The organism is Pseudomonas sp. TUM25319 (assembly GCF_056388475.1).
In genome coordinates this window covers 6,644,344-6,662,971 of record NZ_CM150751.1, presented here as the reverse complement: position 1 = coordinate 6,662,971, position 18,628 = coordinate 6,644,344, and the positions used below count along the sequence as shown (strand labels likewise).

Below are 18,628 nucleotides of genomic sequence, written 5' to 3'. Positions count from 1 at the left end.
AAGTGCAATGTGGGTTTGGCTACCCGGCAGTCACTCCCGATTTCTTCCGGGGGCTGCTGCGCGGTTTTTCAGAGGCCTGGATCTGTGCGTCCGGGCTCGTCTGTTTTGCCAGTTGTAGATCCATGTATTCGTAAGCGATTTGTTGCGCCTGGGTGGTGTCGAAGGCGTCTCCGGACAGCGCACCACGCAGCCACAGACCGTCGATCAGAGCTGCCAGGCCGCGGGCCGCGCTGCGTGCTTCGGACAGCGGCAGGACACGGCGGAACTGGCAGCACAGGTTGGAATACAGGCGGTGATCGTTGATCCGCTGCAACCTGTGCAAGGACGGCTGGTGCATGCTGGTGGCCCAGAAGGCCAGCCAGGTTTTCATTGCCGGGCCATTGACCTGGCTGGCGTCGAAGTTGCCTTCGATGATCACCTGCAGGTGGGCGCGCGGGCTGTTGTCCGTGAGTGCCAGGCGGCGGGCGGCGACGCCCTCGCTCAATACCGTCATCAAGTACTGCATGGTCGCTGCGATCAGGCCGTTCTTGTCCTGAAAGTAGTGACTGATGATGCCATTCGACACACCGGCCAAACGGGCGATCAGCGCAATGCTGGCGTCCCCCATGCCGACCTGGTCGATAGCCGTCAACGTGGCTTCGATCAACTGCTGGCGGCGGATGGGTTGCATACCGACCTTGGGCATCTTGCAAATCTCCTCAGGCCTGCGAGCAGACGACAAGCGGCTGACTCGGCGAAGGCCAGTCTATTTTGTTTTGATTGAACGTTCAATCAACAAAGAATAAGCTCTGCGACAATTTGTACCATTGACGGGATTTTGGGCCGGTCAACGGGCACGAATTGGCACCCCGAAAAGACGTTCACCCCCCGTAAAACAAGGTTGTTTCACGCGCACAGACGCAACGTTGCACAGATCTTGCCAGTGGCCGGAACCGCATGGCAGAGCCCTTGAGCCGGGGCTTTCGGTCTGTGTTCAACGGCATTCGATCAGGGATCACGGTTTTTCAAGGTGCTTTTATAACACCTGTCGCAATAGGGCTATTGCACCAATTGCGCGGGTGTACAGGTCGTTTCACTTTTTCTCACGCACCGCCTGGAGCATCCGTGCAATGAGTTCTGCCTCCCTGATAAAGACCCCCGCCGAGAGGGTTCGGGTCAACAGCGTGGTGTTTTTCACCTCGACCCTGTTGATCCTGTTGTTGACTGCCTTGCTGATCGCAGTTCCCGAAACCGCCGGTCGCGTGCTGAGCCAGGCGCAGGCCTGGCTGTCGCGCAGCTTCGGCTGGTACTACATGCTGGTGATCGGCGGCTACCTGCTGTTCGTCATCGCCATCGCCTTCTCCCGCTACGGCAACCTCAAGCTGGGCGGCAAGGACGACAAGCCGGACTTCAGCTACGGCGCCTGGGCCGGCATGCTGTTTTCCTCCGGCATCGGCATTTCGCTGCTGTACTTCGGTGCTTCCGAGCCGCTGGACCACTACTTCAACCCGCCCGAAGGCGCTCCGGCGAGCCTGCAGTCGGCCCGTGAAGGCCTGCAACTGACCTTCCTGCACTGGGGCCTGCACGGTTGGGCGATCTATGCGTTGGTCGGCCTGGCTGTGGCCTACTTTGCCTACCGTCACAACCAGCCGCTGGCGCTGCGTTCGGCGCTGTACCCGCTGGTGGGTGAACGTTGGGTCAAGGGTGCCGCCGGCCATACGGTGGACATCTTCGGCATGTTCGTGACCCTGCTGGGCCTGGTGACCAACCTGGGCATCGGTTCGATGCAGGTGTCGTCTGGCCTGGAATACCTGTTCGGCATGGAGCACAGCAACACCAACCTGCTGATCGTCATCCTGGTGATGAGCACGGTGGCGACCATCGCCGCGGTGTCGGGTGTGGAGAACGGCATCCGCCGCCTGTCCAACCTGAATATCCTGCTGTTCAGCGGCCTGCTGCTGTTTGTCCTGCTCAACGGCGCGACCCTGCACCTGCTCAACGGCTTCGTGCAGAACATCGGCGACTACCTCAACGGCGTGATCCTCAAGACCTTCGACCTGTACGTCTACGAAGGCGACGGCGCCAAGTCCGAGCGCTGGCTGGGCCTGTGGACCGTGTTCTACTGGGCTTGGTGGATTTCCTGGGGCCCGTTCGTCGGCATGTTCATCGCGCGGATTTCCCGTGGCCGTACCGTCAAGGAACTGGTCGCCGGCGTGCTGCTGATCCCGCTGGGCTTCACCCTGGCCTGGCTGTCGATCTTCGGTAACACCGCCCTGGACCTGGTGATGAACCAGGGGGCCGTGGAGCTGGGGCGTACCGCCCTGGAACAACCGTCGATGTCGATCTATCAGCTGCTGGAGCACTTCCCGGCGGCCAAGATCGTCGTGGGTGTGGCGGTATTCGTCGGCTTCGTGCTGTTCCTGACCCCCGCCGACTCCGGCGCGGTGATGATGGCCAACCTGTCGTGCAAGGGCGGCAACGTCGACGAAGACGCGCCGCACTGGCTGCGTATCCTGTGGTCCGCGATCATCACCGTGGTCACCGTCGGCCTGCTGTTCGCCGGCAACTTCGAAGCCATGCAGACCATGGTGGTACTGGCCGGCCTGCCGTTCTCGGTGGTGCTGGTGGTGTTCATGTTCGGCCTGTACAAGGCCATGAAGCAGGACGTCCAGGTCGAGCAGGAGCAGGCTGAACTGGCGGCCCGTGGTCGTCGTGGCTTCAGCGAGCGTCTGAGCCAGCTCGACCTGCAGCCGACCCAGGCGATGGTCCAGCGCTTCATGGACAAGCAGGTCAGCCCGGCCTTGAAAGAAGCGGCCGAGCAACTGCGTGCCATGGGCCTGGCGGTGGAAACCCGCGTGGGTCAGTCGCGTTCGTCCATGGGCCTGCGGGTGACGATGGAAGAGGGCAACCCCTTCGTCTACGAAGTGAGCCTGGACGGTTACCTGGCCGCGCCGAGCGAGGCCCCGGTCGAGGGTGAGAGCGAAGTTCGCCAGCGCTTCTACCGCGCTGAGGTGTATCTGCATAACGGCAGCCAGGAATATGACCTGATGGGCTTCACGCCTGACCAGATCACCCGGGATGTGCTGGATCAGTTCGAGAGCCACCGGCAGTTGCTGGGCCGGGTTTACAGCTGATGTGACGAAAGGGCCGATTCAGGCCCTTTCTTTTTGCGTTGTTGCTGCTGGCCTCATCGCTGGCTCCCAAAGGGATTGCGTGTACTGCAAAACCTGTGGGAGCTGGCATTGCCAGCGATGAGGCCAGTGAATTCAGAAAATCATTTAGAGCAGTACGCGGGCTATGCCCCCCTGAATTTCCAGGCGAGTTTCATAGCCATGAGATAGCGCCGCAAACCGCTCCAGTATCGCCGTGGCCTGCTCCCCCTCGGCCAACCTCGGCCGCCCGCGGCGATGAATCGCCTCACCCAGCCCCAGGCTCACCGGATGCAGTTCGATCCCGGTCAGCCTGCGCCCGTCGAACGTGCACACCGGCACGATGCTTTCCCAGAACCGTGAATCCGACGGGAAGCTGCGGGTGTCATTGCGCGTGCGCTGCAGAAACACCTTCGACGGCGTCTGCTGGCGATCCACCCGGAACTGGTCGTAGCTGTCCACCGGCAGGCGTTCCACCAATTCGTTCTGGCCGATGAAGTTGCCCAGGCTGTAGAAGATCGGCTTGCCCTGGTACAGCTCCATGCCCCGCAGCAGATGCGGACCATGACCGACCACGATGTCGACCCCGGCGTCGATCAGCCGGCGCGCCACCGGCTGGATGAACTCCGCCGGTGCTTCCAGATCCCACTCGCCCTGCTCGTTGTAGCCCAGTTCATGGGCGTGCAGGCTGACCATGACGATGTCTGAGGTCAGCCGCGCTTCCTCGACCCAGCGCAGGATGCCGTCCAGGTCTTTCTTGCGGGCCAGGGTACGCAGGCGGGTGCGTGCGCCTTCACGGAACAGCAGCGGGGTGAAAGGGCCGAACACCTGCAACGACGGATCCGGCAGCGGATGGGCGAAGCCCAGGTCCACGGCGCCCTGGTACAGGCGGTCGAGGCCGAGGTCGGCGATCAGCCGGCGCACCTGGTCCATCTGTTCGGTGCTGACTTCGTGCAGGGTGTCGTAGCCCAGCGGGTTGAGGCCGGGGCGGCCGGGCATGTCGCGGCTCTGGTCGCTGGCTTCCTGGCCCTTGCCGTAGGTGGAACTGCAGGCCAGCAAGGCGACGGTGCCGGTGGGCCGGGTGCAGTACACCGGCCGTCGCGCTTCTTCGAGGTTGCGGCCGGTGCCGGCAAACAGCAGTTCGCGTTTGCGCAGTTGCTCGTGGGCCGCCTGCAGGCCGCTGATGCCGTAGTCGAGGCTGTGGTTGTTGGCGGTGGAAAACAGATCGAAGCCACCCTCGACCAGTTCGTCGAGCACCCAGGCCGGGGCGCCGAAATGCGAGCCGCCGCTTTCCAGCGCCGGATCGCCGATGAAGTCGTTGGGCAGCACCTCCAGGTTGGTGAAGCTGACATCCGCCGCTCGGATCAGGTCGAACAGCGGGCTCAGGGTCTGGTCGGCACGGCTGTGCAGGCGGCGCTGCAGGATGCTGTCGCCGGTCAGGGCAATTTTCATGGCTTCGTCTCGCGGGGAAGGGAACTGCGCGGACTCTAGGCCAAGGCCCGGTGCCGCCCGTACTGAATCCTGTTCATCCCGATAGCCGTCGGTTATCGACCCGTTCGCCCGCCGGATCCCACCCCCGCATTTGGCTATGGGCATCACTTTTTTTCAGAGGCCGGGCCTGTGACTCGCTGCTTACCATGCATCCGCCCGGCGCCCGGCAACGGGGCGTCAGGGGAAAGGCTTTCACATGAACAGCAGGTTCAAGGCGCAGAGCACTATGAAAAGAACAACAACTCAGATTGCCGGTCTCCGGCCCCGTGCAGTGCCGCTGGCCGTCAGCCTGGCACTCGGCGCCGCGAGCGCCCAGGCCGCCACTTTCAACATCGGGGAGATCGAAGGGCGTTTCGACTCGACGCTGTCCATCGGCGCCAGTTGGGCGATGGACAGCCCGGACCGGGCCTTCATCGGCAGTCGCAACGGCGGTACGGCATCGACCCAGACCTCGGACGACGGCCGGCTGAACTTCAAGAAAGGCGAAACCTTCTCGAAGATCTTCAAGGGCATCCACGACCTCGAACTCAAGTACGGCGACAGCGGCCTGTTCGTGCGCGGCAAGTACTGGTATGACTTCGAGCTCAAGGACGAACACCGCCCGCTCTACGACATCGACGACAGCCACCGGGACAACGCCGCCAAATCCTCCGGCGTGCAACTGCTCGACGCCTTCGTCTACCACAACTACAGCATCAGCGATCTGCCGGGCACGGTGCGCGCCGGTCGCCAGGTGGTGAGCTGGGGTGAAAGCAGCTTCATCCAGAACGGCATCAACAGCATCAACCCGGTGGACGTCTCGGCCTTGCGCCGACCCGGTTCCGAGGTCAAGGAAGCCCTGATTCCGGTGAACATGCTGTATTTCAACCAGGGCCTGACCGACAACCTGTCGCTGGAGACGTTCTATCAGCTGCAGTGGGAAAAGAGCGTCGCCGACAACTGCGGCACCTTCTTCAGCAGCGACGTGGCGGCCAAGGGCTGCGACACCAACATGGCCATCAACGGCAGCGATTTCGACCGCGACATCAATGGCACCGGTGTGCTCGGCGGCTACGGCTACGTGCCACGGCTGTCGGACAAGGACGCACGCAACAGCGGCCAGTTCGGCGTGGCCTTGCGCTGGATGGTGCCGGAGCTGAACGACACCGAGTTCGGCTTCTACGCCATGAACTACCACAGCCGCACACCCACCAGTACCTGGACCGTCGGGCGCGGCGCGCTGGTCGATCCGGTGGGCGGCCTGGCCGGACGTGGCGGGATCAGCACCGCACGCTACTTTCTGGAATACCCGGAAGATATCCGCCTGTACGGCCTGAGTTTCAGTACCACGGTGGGCGCAACCGCAGTGGCGGGGGAGATCAGTTACCGGCCGAACATGCCGTTGTCGCTCAACGCCAGCGATGTCTCGGCGGCCGCGACCCTCGGCTCGGCGGCGACCAACCCGGCGGTCAATGCCGGCTTGCCGATCTTCTCCAGCGGCTTCGCCAGCTCCGTCTATGGCTCGCAGATCAACGGCTACGTGCGCAAGCCGTTCACCCAGGCGCAGGTCACCTTTACCCGTACCATCGATCAGTTGACCTTCATCGGTGCCGACCGCCTGACCCTGGTGGGCGAAGTCGGCTACAGCCATATCGCCGACCTCGGCGCCACCGACGGCTCGGACCTGCGTTTCGGCCGCAGCAGTGTCTACGGCAACGGCGAGCTGGCCCTGGCCGGTACCGCGCCGCTGCTGGGCGGCATCTCCGGCAACGCCCTGTGCCGCCAGGTGGCCAACTCGGCCAACCCCGACCAGTGCACCAGCAAGGGCTTCTACACCGCCGACTCCTGGGGCTATCGGCTGCGTGCCGGCCTGGAGTACGCCGACTTGATCGGTGGCGTGGTGCTGCGCCCGAACCTGTCCTTCGCCCACGACGTGGAAGGCTTCGGCCCGACCTTCAATGAAGGCGACAAGTCGGTGAGCGTCGGCCTCGATGCCGAGTACCTGAGCCGCTACAACCTGAGCGTCAGTTACACCGATTACTTCGGCGGCGACTTCAACACCAACACCGACCGCGACTTCCTCGCCGTCAGCCTGGGCGTGAGCTTCTGACGCCCCCTGTTCCTGGAGTAGAGCATGATTCGTAAATCGTTGATCCGCGGTAGCTGCCTGGCCCTCGGCCTGCTGGCCAGCCAGGTGATGGCGGCGGTGTCCGAGCAGGAAGCCGCACGCTTGGGCAAGGACCTGACCCCTATCGGCGCCGAGAAAGCCGGCAACGCCGATGGCAGCATTCCGGCGTGGACCGGCGGCATCCCCGCCAGCACCGGCGCAGTGGACGCCGGCGGTTTCATCCCCAACCCCTATGCCGACGAGAAGCCGCTGTTCGTCATCACTGCGCAGAACGCCGGGCAGTACCAGGCGCGCCTGACGCCGGGGCAACTGGCGATGCTCAAGCGCTTCCCCGAGACCTACCGCATTCCGGTGTACACCACCCACCGCAGCGTGACCTTGCCGGCCAAGGTGTTCGACGCGGTGAAACAGAACGCGACCCGCACCACCCTGGCCGAGGGCGGCAACGGGCTCAAGGACTTCAGCCTGTCGATTCCCTTCCCGATTCCGCAGAGCGGCCTGGAAGTGATCTGGAACCACATCACCCGCTACCGCGGCGACCGGATCCTGCGTACCACCGCGCAGATGAACCCGCAGGACAACGGCAGCTACACCGTGAGCATGATGAAGGAGCAGTTCGCCTTCCCGTTCGGGCTCAAGGACTACGACCCGCAGAAGATGCAGAACATCCTGTTCTACTTCCGCCAGGAAATCCTCTCGCCGCCGCGCCGTGCCGGCAGCGTGATGCTGGTGCTGGAAACCCTCGACCAGGTCGCCGAGCCGCGCATGGCGTGGATGTACAACGCCGGCCAGCGCCGCGTGCGCCGGGCGCCGCAGGTGGGTTACGACAGCCCCGGTGCCGAAGGCATGCGCACCTACGACGACTTCGACATGTTCAACGGCGCGCCGGACCGCTACAACTGGAAGCTGGTGGGCAAGAAAGAGATCTACATTCCCTACAACAGCTACGCGCTGGACTCGCCGAAGCTCAAGTACGACGACATCATCCGCCCTGGCCACCTCAACCCCGAGCACACCCGCTATGAACTGCATCGGGTCTGGCATGTGGTGGCGACGCTGAAGGAAGGCAACCGGCACATCTACAGCAAACGCGACCTGTACATCGACGAAGACAGTTGGCAGGTGGCCGAGGCCGATGCCTACGACGGTCGCGGCAACCTGTGGCGGGTCGCCGAAGGGCATGCGCGGTTCTTCTACGACCAGCAGTTTCCCTGGCTGACCGCCGAGACCCACTACGACGTGCTCAGTGGACGCTACACCGTGTCGGGCCTGCGCAACGAGGAGAAGAAAGACAGCTATGACTTCTCCCTGACCGCTACCAGCAAGGACTTCACCCCGAATGCCTTGCGGGCGACCGGGATTCGTTGAGTTAGAGGCATCATTGCCGGTACTGGCCTCATCGCTGGCAAAGCCAGCTCCCACAGGTTTTGCGGAGCATGCAATCCCTGTGGGAGCTGGCTTTGCCAGCGATGGGGCCATGACGGACACCACCAGCCGACAGCCGGGCCTTTGCTTTCCCGTCTGATCCTTGCTCTAGTGCGCCCCTTCCCGTTTCTGGTGAATGCCCATGAAGTTGCATCAACTGCGTGCCATCGTCGCCATCTGCGAGAGCGGCAGCATCCAGGAGGCTTCGCGCCTGCTGCATATTTCCCAGCCCGCCCTGTCGAAAAGCATCAAGGAGCTGGAGTCGGAGCTGGGCGTGCCGTTGCTGGTGCGCTCCAACCGGGGCATCACCGCGACGTCCTACGGTGAGCACCTGGTGCGCCGCGCCCGCCTGGTGGTGGAAGAGGTGCGCCGTGCCCGTGACGAGATCGAGACCCTCAAGGGCACCATGGACGGGCGGGTGACCATCGGTGTGTCGCCGGTAACACCCAGTCAGCAGTTCGCCAGTTGCATCCTCGAGTACCGCAAGCGTTACCCCAAGGTGCAGTTGCAGATCCACGAACTGCGCCCGGCCAAGTTGCTGGAAGGGCTGCGCGAAGGCCAGCTCGACCTGGCACTCACCTCGCACCCGCCTTGCCGCAGCGTCGAGGGCTTCGAATGGCACGAGCTGTACGCCCAGCCCACCACACTGGCGGTGCGCAAGGGCCATCCGCTGTCCAGGGCGCGCTCCCTGAACGACCTGCTGGATCAGGAATGGCTGCTGCCCGACGCCCTGGAAAGCTCGCTGGCCGGGCGCATGTTCGATGAATACGGGATCAAGCCGCCGGAGCGCATCCTGGTCTGTGCCTCGGTGGTGCTCTACGCCGAACTGGCGGCCACCACCGACGCGGTCAGCTCCTGGTCGCGACGGGTGTTCGACCTGCCGGTGGTGTCAGGCAACCTCGACATGCTGTCGATCGCCGAGCGCGTGCCGGGCACCGATATTTCGCTGGTATGCCGCCCGCCGGAGCTGATGACCCGGGAAACCCAGATCATGGTCGACGACATCATCTACGCCTTCAAGCACCCCAGCCCGCTTCGCTCCCCCCTCCATAACCAACCCTGATAAGCATGCCGATAGATGATTATTCAGCGCCCGGCGCCTGCGGCATCCTGCCCGCCTGACTCCTGGAGGAACCCGCATGCCGTTCTCCCGACGTAACCTCGTGCTGGTGCTGCTGATGAGCGTGATGATCATCAGCGTGCTGGACAAAAGCATCTTCGCCTTCGCCGGCGCACAGATCATCGAAGAGCTGAAACTGACGCCGGCCGAATTCGGCTTCATCGGCAGTGCGTTCTTCTTCCTGTATTCCGTCTCCGGCGTTGCCGTGGGCTTTCTCGCCAACCGCTTCCCCAGCCGCTGGATCCTGGTAGGCATGTCGCTGGTGTGGATGGTTTCGCAACTGCTGGTGAGCCTCAGCAGCAGCTTCATGGCACTGGTCGCCAGCCGCCTGCTGCTCGGCGCTGGCACCGGGCCCGGCACCGCGGTGACCCAGCACGCCTGCTTCAAGTGGTTCGGCCCCACCGAGCGGGTGATGCCGGCATCGCTGATCCAGGTATCGATCATGCTCGGGGCGATTCTCGCGGCGGTCAGCCTGCCGTTCATGATTGCCCAGGTTGGCTGGCGCCTGGCGTACCTCGGCCTGGCCCTGCTGGGGCTGGTGTGGATGCTGCTGTGGCTGGCCTTCGGCCGCGAAGGCAGCCATGTCGACGAGCCGGTGGCTGCCCACGCCGGCGCGCTGCCGGGCTATCGCCGGCTGCTGCTGAACCGCACCTTTCTCGGTATCACCCTGGTCGGATTCGTCGGCTACCTGCCTAACGCCCTGGTGTACAGCTGGGTGCCGGTGTACTTGCAGAAAGGTCTGGGCCTGACGCCCATGCAGTCCGGCTATACGGTGATGTTCGTCACCCTCGCGGTGATCCTGTGCAACCTGCTGGTCTCGGCGCTCTCGCAGCGGGCGCTCAAGCGCGGCGCATCGGTGCAGCGGGCGATGGTGGTGCTGCCGCTGGCCTGCTGCCTGGTGGCCGGGCTGGCCTTCGTGTTGCTGACACAAGCCCACGGCCATCTCGCTGCTACCCTGGCGTTCTACGCCCTCGGGGCGGTGCTGATCAACGTTCTGCCGACCTTTGCCAACACCATCGTCGCCTACATCGCGCCCGGTGCCCGGCGCGGTTCGATGCTGTCGATCCATATCGGTGGGCTGACCAGCGCAGGCATGCTCGCACCCTGGCTGGTGGGGCAGATGGTTGCGGGGCAGGGCGGTGATATCGCCCGTGGCTTCGAGTTATCGCTGGCGCTGATCGGCGCGGCGATTCTTGCCTGCACCCTGCTGGGCTTCTGGCTGGTGCAGCCACAGCGCACCCGTGACTGCCTGGAAATGGCCGAGCCCGCCGCGCAGGCCGCGTTGCAACCGGGCTGAACAGCCGGCCATACGGCCACTCTCCGACATCCAACCTTCCTGCTTGCGGGCCGGCCTTCACAGGCCAGCCTGTGGGCCAGATTCGTCTCGTGCAAACCCCAGGAGCCTCGATGACCGCCGCTGCCTGCTTTTCCCAGAGCTACGCCCAAGCCCGCCAGGCATTCCTCGACGCCTGTGCCGGCCTCGGCCTGCCCGTCGAATCCCATCCACACCCGCTGCCCGGTGCCGAGGGTGAAGTGCTGGCCATCGATGTTGCCCGCAGTGGCCCTGATGACGCCGAGCACGTATTGCTGATCACCAGCGGCTGCCACGGCGTCGAGGGTTTCTGCGGGTCTGCGGTGCAGATCGCCCTGCTGCGCGACGAGCAGTTCCAGCGCCAGGCCAGAGACGCGCGCTGCGCCGTGGTCTATCTGCATGCCGCCAATCCGTACGGGTTTTCCTGGCTGCGCCGCTGGACCCACGAAAATGTCGATCTCAACCGCAACTTCCGCGATTTCAGCCAGCCTCGGGTCGATAACCCGGACTACCCGGCGTTGCACCCGGTGATGATTCCCAAGCGCTGGCCGCCGTCGCCGGGCAACCGCCTGCGCGTGCTGGGCAAGTTGCTGAAGTACGGCCGCAAGCGTCTGCAAAAGGCCATTTCCGGTGGTCAGCACAGTCACCCTGACGGTCTGTTTTTCACCGGTACGGCGCCGACCTGGAGCAACCGCACCCTGCGTGACGTGGTGCGCCGGCATGGCAGCGCCTGCGAACATCTGGTCTGGCTCGATATCCATACCGGCCTCGGCCCGAAAGGGCATGGCGAGCGGATCTATTCGGGCCCGGGCGACTCACCGATGTTGACCCGTGCGCGGCGCTGGTGGGGCGACGCGGTGCGCTCCTCCCAGGATGGCCAGTCGGTCTCGGTGCCGCTGACCGGGCTGATGGTCTACAGCGCCCTGGAGGAATGCTCGCCCGAACGCTTCACCGGCCTGACTCTGGAGTACGGCACCTTGCCCGGCCAGCAGGTGCTCGATGCCCTGCGCGCCGAGCAGTGGCTGCACAACAATCCCCAGGCCGGCGCCTTGCAGCGCAAGCGTATCAAGCAGCAATTGCGGGATGCCTTCTACGTCGACGAGCCGCAGTGGAAAGAGGATGTACTTCGCCAGGGCCGGGAAGTGGCATTCCAGGCGTTGCAGGGGTTGGCGCAAGAGCGGCGGGCGCTGCCGGCCTAGGCCGGGCGGCGCTCCGCTTGCCAGCGATGAGGCCTGCGGGCTCAGCCGTGATTCTTGCCCAGCAGCGCGTGATACAGCTCGCTGTCACCCAGAATCCCCACCACCCGGTTCTCTTCCTGCAGCACCAGCTTGTTGCCGGTCTGGTAGCGGATCTGCAGCGCTTCGCGCATGCCGATGCTGGCGTTGACCAGGGTCGGCTTGCGGCCCAGCTCTTCCACCGCCTGGCCCGGTGCCCAGTTCTGCAGGTCGAGGCCGTTCACGCCCTGGCGGGCACCCTTGATGGTGTTGCCCTCGGCCAGGTCCAGCCAGGAGTCGCCGCCCGGATCGAGGCAGACCGAACCGTTGATGCGCTTGCACTGGTCCAGGGTGCGCATCAGGCTGCGGCCGCACAGCACGTTCAGCGGGTTGGTGTGGGCGACGAAGGTACGTACGTAGTCGTCGGCCGGGTTGAGCACGATCTCTTCAGGCTTGCTGTACTGGATGATCTTGCCGTCTTTCATGATGGCGATGCGGCTGCCCAGTTTCAGCGCTTCGTCGAGGTCGTGGCTGACGAAGACGATGGTCTTGCTCAGTTTCTTCTGCAGGTCCAGCAGCTCGTCCTGCAGGCCCTGGCGAATCAGCGGGTCGAGGGCGGAGAAGGGTTCGTCCATCAGCAGGATGTCGGCGTCCATCGCCAGGGCGCGGGCCAGGCCGACGCGCTGCTGCATGCCGCCGGACAGCTCGTCAGGCTTCTTGTTGCGCCACTGGGTCAGGCCCACCAGCTCCAGTTTCTCGTCCACCAGCTTGCGCCGTTCCTTCTCGGGACGGCCCTGCATTTCCAGGCCGAAGCTGATGTTCTCGCGCACCGTCAGCCAGGGCATCAGGGCGAACTTCTGGAACACCATGGCGATGCGCTGGGTGCGCATCATTTTCAGCTCTGCCGGGGTGCAGTGGGCGATGTCGATGTGCGAGCCTTCGTGCTCGACGAACAGCTTGCCGCGGCTGACGGTGTTGAGGCCGTTGATGCAGCGCAGCAGGCTGGACTTGCCCGAACCGGACAGGCCCATCAGCACGCAGATCTCGCCCTTGTTGATATCCAGGTTGGCTTTTTCCACGCCGACCACCAGCCCGGTCTTCTTCAGGATCTGCTCCCGCGAGAGGCCCTGGTCGAGCAGGCTGAGTGCCTCACGCGGTCGATTGCTGAAGATAACGTCTACGTCTTCGAAGCGAATGATGCTCATGCCTCACCCCTTACCTGTACATCGGGTTGTTTGCAGATACGGTCGAGCATGATTGCCAGCAGGACGATCGCCAGGCCGGCTTCGAAGCCCAGGGCGATATCGGCAGTGTTCAGTGCATTGACCACGGGTTTGCCCAGTCCGTCGGCACCCACCAGCGCGGCAATCACCACCATCGACAACGACAGCATGATGCACTGGGTGACGCCGGCCGCGATGCTCGGCATCGCATGGGGCAGTTCGATACGGGACAGCAGTTGCCGGCGCGAGCAGCCAAAGGCCTTGCCGGCGTCGAGAAGCTCCTGGGGCACGTCGCAGATGCCCAGGTAGGTCAGACGGATCGGCGCGGCGATGGCGAACACCACCGTGGAGATCAGCCCGGGGACCACGCCCAGCCCGAACAGGGTCAGGGTCGGGATCAGGTAAACGAAGGTGGGGACCGTCTGCATCAGGTCGAGCACCGGCCGCATGGCGGTGTAGAACATCGGCTTGTGTGCGGCGACGATGCCCAGCGGCACGCCGATGGCCACGCAGACCAGGGTGGCGAACAGCACCTGGGCCAGGGTCTCCATGGTTTCCTGCCAGTACCCCAGGTTGAGGATCAGCAGGAACGAGGCCACGCAGAAGGCGGTCAGCGCCCACTTGCGCTGGATCAGGTGCGCGCCCACCGCGATCAGCCCGATGAGGACGAACGGGTTGAACCAGGTCAGTGCCCCGGTCACGCCGTGGATCATCCATTCCAGCGCCGCAGCGAAGGCATCGAAGTAATTGGCGCCATGTTGGGTCAGCCATTCAACGAAGGCCGCGATGTGCTGGCCCAAGGGTATTTTTTGATCGATCAGCATGATAGCGAGCGTCCACCTGCAAGGATTCGGAAACTCCCCGCGGCGGTCATGGCCGCCGCGGGGGCGTGCTTACTGCGTGAGTTTGGCCTTGGCCGTTTCCAGGCCAGGTTTGCCGTCTACGGTCGTGACACCGGCCAGCCAGGTGTCGAGCACCTGCGGGTTGTTTTTCAACCATGCCTTGGCGGCGGCATCGGGTTTCATCTTGTCGTCGAGCACGTTGCCCATCAGCGTGCTTTCCATGTCCAGGGTGAAGGACAGGTTCTTCAGTAGCTGACCGACGTTGGCGCATTCCTGCACGTAGCCCTTGCGGGTGTTGGTCAGCACGGTGGCCTTGCCGAATTCGGGACCGAAGAAGTCATCGCCGCCGCTGAGGTACTGCATCTTGAAACGCTTGTTCATCGGGTGGGGTTCCCAGCCGAGGAACACCACATCGGTGCCGCGCCGCGCCGCGCGATCGACCTGCGACAGCATGCCGGCCTCGCTGGATTCGACCACCTTGAAGCCGGCGTCCTTCAGGCCGAAGGCGTTCTTGTCGATCATGCTCTGGATGGTGCGGTTGCCGTCGTTGCCCGGTTCGATGCCGTAGATCTTGCCGTCCAGTTCCTTCTTGAATTTGGCGATGTCGGCGAAGTCCTTCAGGCCCTTGTCATACAGCGCCTGGGGGACGGCGAGGGTGTACTTGGCGTTCTCCAGGTTGGCGCGGACGGTTTCCACGGTGCCGGCATCGCGGTACTGCTTGATGTCGTTTTCCATGGTCGGCATCCAGTTGCCGAGGAACACGTCCATGTTCTTGCCGTCGGCCAGCGACTTGTAGGTCACCGGGACCGAGATCATGGTGGTCTTGGTCTTGTAGCCGAGGGATTCGAGCACAACGCTGGTCACCGCTGTGGTGACGGTGATGTCGGTCCAGCCGACATCAGAGAAGTTGACCGTGTGACATTGCTCGGGCTCCGCAGCCTGGGCCAGCACCGGAAGACTCAATAGCGCGGCCATCAACAGCGAGGGTGAACCTTTCATGAATGGACTCCTGAGTGTTTTTGTCGGATGTCCCGGGGACCGCCGTGCTTTATGTCTGCATTCGGTCGGACCAGCTGCCGGACGACAGCGGGACGGGTGCCGTGCAATCGAGTCGATACCGATCATCCACCAGCAAAAAACAAACGCCTACAGGGTGCGTCGTAACCAGTACAGGCAGGGTCGCATCCAGTACCAATGAGGTCGTTTATGGATTCATTGGCCCCGGGAAACGCTCTTGCGACGCGGCAGAACCGCCAAAAACGGCGTATTTCCGGTGGCCGGGAAGGGCGGCGCTGCTGGACAAGAGTGAGTCGGTTGCAGACGTCAGGGGTGCAGCCAAAAGCCTGATGATGCGCGGAATCGGCGGATTGCCGCCCAGTCAGCGTAGCAGCTGTGGCCCTTGTGCCCGGGCTGCGTACACCTGCCCAATCAGGAGGTTCGTGGCCATGGCCATCAGTGTGTTCGACCTGTTCAAGATCGGCGTCGGCCCGTCCAGTTCCCATACCGTGGGGCCCATGCGCGCCGCGGCGTTGTTCGTCCAGGGCCTGCGGGAACGTGGCGAGCTGGAGCGGGTGACGCGGGTCGAAGTACGCCTTTATGGCTCGCTGTCCGCCACCGGTGTCGGGCACGGCAGCGACAACGCCGTGATCATGGGCCTGATGGGCGAATGGCCCGACGCGATCGACCCGTCGCAGATCGGCCTGCGCATCGCCACCCTGCGGGAAACCGACACCCTGCTGCTGGACAACCGCCTGCCGGTGCCCTTCGTCTGGGCCCGCGACATGCGGCTGCTGGACGAGAACCTGCCCTATCACCCCAACGCCATGACCCTGGTTGCAGAGGGCGCCGAGGGCCTGCTGCACGAGGACACCTACTACTCGGTAGGCGGTGGCTTCGTGGTCGATGCAGCCCAGGCCGCCAGCGGCATTCTGGACAGCGACAACACCGTCCTGCCCTACGATTTCAACAGCGCCGCGGAGCTGCTCGAACGCTGCAAGCAAAACGACATGCGCGTGTCGCAATTGATGATGGAAAACGAAAAGGTCTGGCGCAGTGAAGCGGAGATCCGCGCAGGTCTGATGAAGCTGTGGAAGGCCATGCAGGACTGCGTGGACAACGGACTGAAATACGAAGGCATCCTGCCCGGCGGCCTCAATGTGAAGCGCCGTGCCGCCAAGTTGCACCGCAGCCTGCAGGAACTGAACAAGCCCAACGTGATCGGCTCGACCCTGAGCGCCATGGAGTGGGTCAACCTCTACGCCCTGGCGGTCAACGAAGAGAACGCTGCCGGCGGGCGCATGGTCACGGCGCCGACCAACGGTGCGGCAGGGATCATCCCGGCGGTATTGCATTACTACATGCGCTTCAGCGACCAGGTCAGCGAGGCCTGCGTGGTGGACTTCTTCCTCGGTGCGGCGGCGGTGGGGATCCTGTGCAAGAAGAACGCGTCGATTTCCGGCGCCGAGGTGGGCTGCCAGGGCGAGGTCGGCTCGGCGTGCGCGATGGCGGCGGCGGGCCTGGCCGAAGTGTTGGGGGCGACCCCGGCACAACTGGAAAACGCCGCCGAGATTGGCCTGGAGCACAACCTCGGGCTGACCTGCGACCCGGTCGGCGGACTGGTTCAGGTGCCGTGCATCGAACGCAACGCCATCGCTGCAGTGAAAGCTATCAACGCTGCGCAAATGGCTCTGCGTGGCGACGGCGAGCACTTCATCTCTCTCGACCGGGTGATCCGCACCATGCGCGATACCGGCGCCGACATGCACGACAAGTACAAGGAAACCTCCCGCGGCGGCCTGGCCGTCAGCGCCATCGAGTGCTGAAACCGCTGCGCCGTTTTTGCTCACTTCCTTCCGCCCGCGCCGCCTTTTGGCGCGCGGGCATGGCAATAGCCCCCTGGCCCTGTAGCCATTTCCCACACTACTTGCGGTGACACTCTCGCGTGTCGTTTCTGGGCATCCCGCACCGCAGTGCTACCGATCTGCTCACGGCGCTTTCGCGAGCGCCCTGGTTCGCGCCTCACAGGTAAAAAACCTGTCCGATAAAAGCCCCGTTTCAGACCCTTCGCCACGTCGTTTTCAGGAGTTGTTGGATGGTCATTCAATTTCCGGCACGGCATTTGCGTTGGGTTTGGCCATGCCCTGCAATCGAGCCAATTCAGGGCCCATAACAATAAAGCCCGCCTGAGGCGCAACCTGCATTGTGTGAGGAGAGATCGCGATGACGTCGTACAACTCCGGGGCCCAACCCCAAACCCGCACGCCCCAATCCATCGGTTTTCTGCTGCTGGACAACTTCACCCTGATTTCCCTGGCATCCGCAGTTGAACCGCTGCGCATGGCCAACCAGCTGTCCGGCCGCGAGCTGTACCGCTGGCACACCCTGAGCGTGGATGGTGGCCAGGTCTGGGCGAGCGACGGTCTGCAGATCACCCCCGATGCAGCCATGCACAAGGCTCCGGCCATGGATACCGTGATCGTCTGCGGTGGTGTCGGCATTCAGCGTACCGTGACCCGTGAACACGTGACCTGGCTGCAGAGCCAGGCCCGCCAGTCCCGCCGCCTTGGCGCGGTGTGCACCGGCAGTTGGGCGCTGGCCTGTGCCGGCCTGCTCGACGGCTTCGACTGCAGCGTGCACTGGGAATGCCTGGCAGCGATGCAGGAGGCGTTCCCGCGGGTGAGCATGAGCACGCGGTTGTTCACCCTCGACCGCAACCGCTTCACCAGCTCCGGCGGTACCGCGCCGCTGGACATGATGCTGCACCTGATCAGCCGCGACCACGGCCGCGAGCTGTCGGCGGCGATCTCGGAGATGTTCGTCTACGAGCGCATCCGCAACGAACAGGACCACCAGCGTGTGCCGCTCAAGCACATGCTCGGCACCAACCAGCCGAAGCTGCAGGAGATCGTTGCGCTGATGGAGGCCAACCTCGAAGAGCCGATCGACCTGGATGAACTGGCGGTGTATGTGTCGGTATCGCGCCGGCAACTGGAGCGGTTGTTCCAGAAATACCTGCACTGTTCGCCGTCGCGCTATTACCTCAAGCTGAGGCTGATCCGCGCACGGCAACTGCTCAAGCAGACGCCAATGTCGATCATCGAAGTGGCCTCGGTGTGCGGATTCGTCTCCACGCCGCACTTCTCCAAATGCTACCGCGAGTACTTCGGCATTCCGCCGCGGGATGAGCGCGTAGGCTCCAATACTGCCCAGCAGGTGGCGATGATGCCGATTCCGCAGGCACTGGTGCTGGCGCCGTTGGCCGGGCCGATGGCGGCGCTGAGCCAGGCGCGGAACGAATCGACCTTTGCCAGTGTGAGGTTGTAAATCAATCATTTTGGGGCCGTTTCACGGCCCTTCGCGAGCAAGCTCGCTCCCACAGGTTCACCTCGCGGCTCTGTGGGAGCGAGCTTGCTCGCGAAGGGCCGCAAAGCGGCCCCAAAACCTGATTACTGATGAGTGGCCTTGAACTCGGCCAGCGCAGGCAGTAACTGCTTTTCGATGGCCTGGCGTACCGCCGGCAGAATGGTCGCGCTGCTGCCGTACATCTGTTCCACCATCCCCTTCAGTGCCTTTGCCCGGGGCGCGTCCAGCCCGCGCACGGCGCATTCGCACACCTGTTCGGCGCTACCACCGGAAGGCGTCTCGAAACCCAGGGCCCGCAGGTGCCCAACCAGGTCGTCCTGATCAATCAAATCCGCATGCATCATGGCTGTAGTCCTTGTGGCAGGTGAGGTCTTGGATCGATTCTGGGAGCGCCCGGCCGAGGG

Annotated in this window: 14 protein-coding genes; 8 read left to right on the top strand and 6 right to left on the bottom strand. The window is 63.8% G+C overall.

Annotated elements, in window-relative coordinates:
* Positions 1 to 19 precede the first annotated feature (19 nt).
* On the bottom strand, positions 20 to 685 hold the full coding sequence (gene betI / locus AC05QJ_RS30190; RefSeq protein ID WP_476744814.1) for a transcriptional regulator BetI: 666 nt from the start codon (positions 683 to 685) through the stop codon (positions 20 to 22).
* 481 nt (positions 686 to 1,166) lie between these two features.
* Here betI and AC05QJ_RS30185 point away from each other — a divergent pair, with 481 nt between their 5' ends.
* Positions 1,167 to 3,113: a BCCT family transporter gene (locus AC05QJ_RS30185; protein WP_476748038.1), complete on the top strand. Its 1,947-nt coding sequence runs from the start codon at positions 1,167 to 1,169 to the stop codon at positions 3,111 to 3,113.
* Between the two features lie 144 nt (positions 3,114 to 3,257).
* Here the strand turns inward: AC05QJ_RS30185 and AC05QJ_RS30180 are convergent, their stop codons facing one another.
* Positions 3,258 to 4,580, bottom strand: a complete 1,323-nt coding sequence (locus AC05QJ_RS30180) for a CapA family protein (RefSeq protein WP_476744813.1) — start codon at positions 4,578 to 4,580, stop codon at positions 3,258 to 3,260.
* Positions 4,581 to 4,845: 265 nt separating this feature from the next.
* Here AC05QJ_RS30180 and AC05QJ_RS30175 point away from each other — a divergent pair, with 265 nt between their 5' ends.
* From AC05QJ_RS30175 to AC05QJ_RS30155, 5 genes are all read left to right on the top strand, one after another.
* Positions 4,846 to 6,708 (top strand): DUF1302 domain-containing protein, encoded by a 1,863-nt coding sequence (locus AC05QJ_RS30175; RefSeq protein ID WP_476744812.1) that lies wholly within the window; start codon positions 4,846 to 4,848, stop codon positions 6,706 to 6,708.
* Positions 6,709 to 6,732: 24 nt separating this feature from the next.
* Positions 6,733 to 8,094 (top strand): DUF1329 domain-containing protein, encoded by a 1,362-nt coding sequence (locus tag AC05QJ_RS30170; RefSeq protein ID WP_476744811.1) that lies wholly within the window; start codon positions 6,733 to 6,735, stop codon positions 8,092 to 8,094.
* Between the two features lie 199 nt (positions 8,095 to 8,293).
* Positions 8,294 to 9,214 (top strand): LysR substrate-binding domain-containing protein, encoded by a 921-nt coding sequence (locus tag AC05QJ_RS30165; protein ID WP_476744810.1) that lies wholly within the window; start codon positions 8,294 to 8,296, stop codon positions 9,212 to 9,214.
* Between the two features lie 76 nt (positions 9,215 to 9,290).
* The gene (locus tag AC05QJ_RS30160; protein ID WP_476744809.1) at positions 9,291 to 10,568 is read left to right on the top strand and encodes an MFS transporter; all 1,278 of its coding nucleotides are present in this window, start codon (positions 9,291 to 9,293) and stop codon (positions 10,566 to 10,568) included.
* A 110-nt stretch (positions 10,569 to 10,678) separates the two neighbouring features.
* Entirely contained in the window at positions 10,679 to 11,782 is a 1,104-nt protein-coding gene (locus tag AC05QJ_RS30155) for a M14 family metallopeptidase (protein ID WP_476744808.1), read from the top strand.
* A gap of 41 nt (positions 11,783 to 11,823) precedes the next feature.
* Here AC05QJ_RS30155 and choV read toward each other — a convergent pair whose 3' ends face one another.
* The 3 genes from choV to AC05QJ_RS30140 all read right to left on the bottom strand — a co-directional run bounded on the left by choV (position 11,824) and on the right by AC05QJ_RS30140 (position 14,861).
* Complete coding sequence (gene choV, locus AC05QJ_RS30150) at positions 11,824 to 13,002, bottom strand: choline ABC transporter ATP-binding protein (RefSeq protein WP_476744807.1); 1,179 nt, start codon at positions 13,000 to 13,002, stop codon at positions 11,824 to 11,826.
* Complete coding sequence (gene choW / locus AC05QJ_RS30145) at positions 12,999 to 13,847, bottom strand: choline ABC transporter permease subunit (protein WP_476748037.1); 849 nt, start codon at positions 13,845 to 13,847, stop codon at positions 12,999 to 13,001. The genes choV and choW overlap by 4 nt, the downstream gene beginning before the upstream one ends.
* Before the next feature lie 66 nt (positions 13,848 to 13,913).
* Positions 13,914 to 14,861 (bottom strand): choline ABC transporter substrate-binding protein, encoded by a 948-nt coding sequence (locus tag AC05QJ_RS30140; RefSeq protein WP_476744806.1) that lies wholly within the window; start codon positions 14,859 to 14,861, stop codon positions 13,914 to 13,916.
* Positions 14,862 to 15,307: 446 nt separating this feature from the next.
* Here AC05QJ_RS30140 and AC05QJ_RS30135 point away from each other — a divergent pair, with 446 nt between their 5' ends.
* Both AC05QJ_RS30135 and gbdR read left to right on the top strand, forming a co-directional pair.
* Positions 15,308 to 16,684: an L-serine ammonia-lyase gene (locus AC05QJ_RS30135; protein ID WP_476744805.1), complete on the top strand. Its 1,377-nt coding sequence runs from the start codon at positions 15,308 to 15,310 to the stop codon at positions 16,682 to 16,684.
* A gap of 397 nt (positions 16,685 to 17,081) precedes the next feature.
* Entirely contained in the window at positions 17,082 to 18,185 is a 1,104-nt protein-coding gene (gene gbdR / locus AC05QJ_RS30130) for a choline metabolism transcriptional regulator GbdR (protein ID WP_476744804.1), read from the top strand.
* Between the two features lie 122 nt (positions 18,186 to 18,307).
* On the opposite strand, the gene AC05QJ_RS30125 is transcribed toward gbdR, so the two are convergent.
* Positions 18,308 to 18,568 (bottom strand): hypothetical protein, encoded by a 261-nt coding sequence (locus tag AC05QJ_RS30125; protein ID WP_476744803.1) that lies wholly within the window; start codon positions 18,566 to 18,568, stop codon positions 18,308 to 18,310.
* Between the last annotated feature and the right edge of the window lie 60 nt (positions 18,569 to 18,628).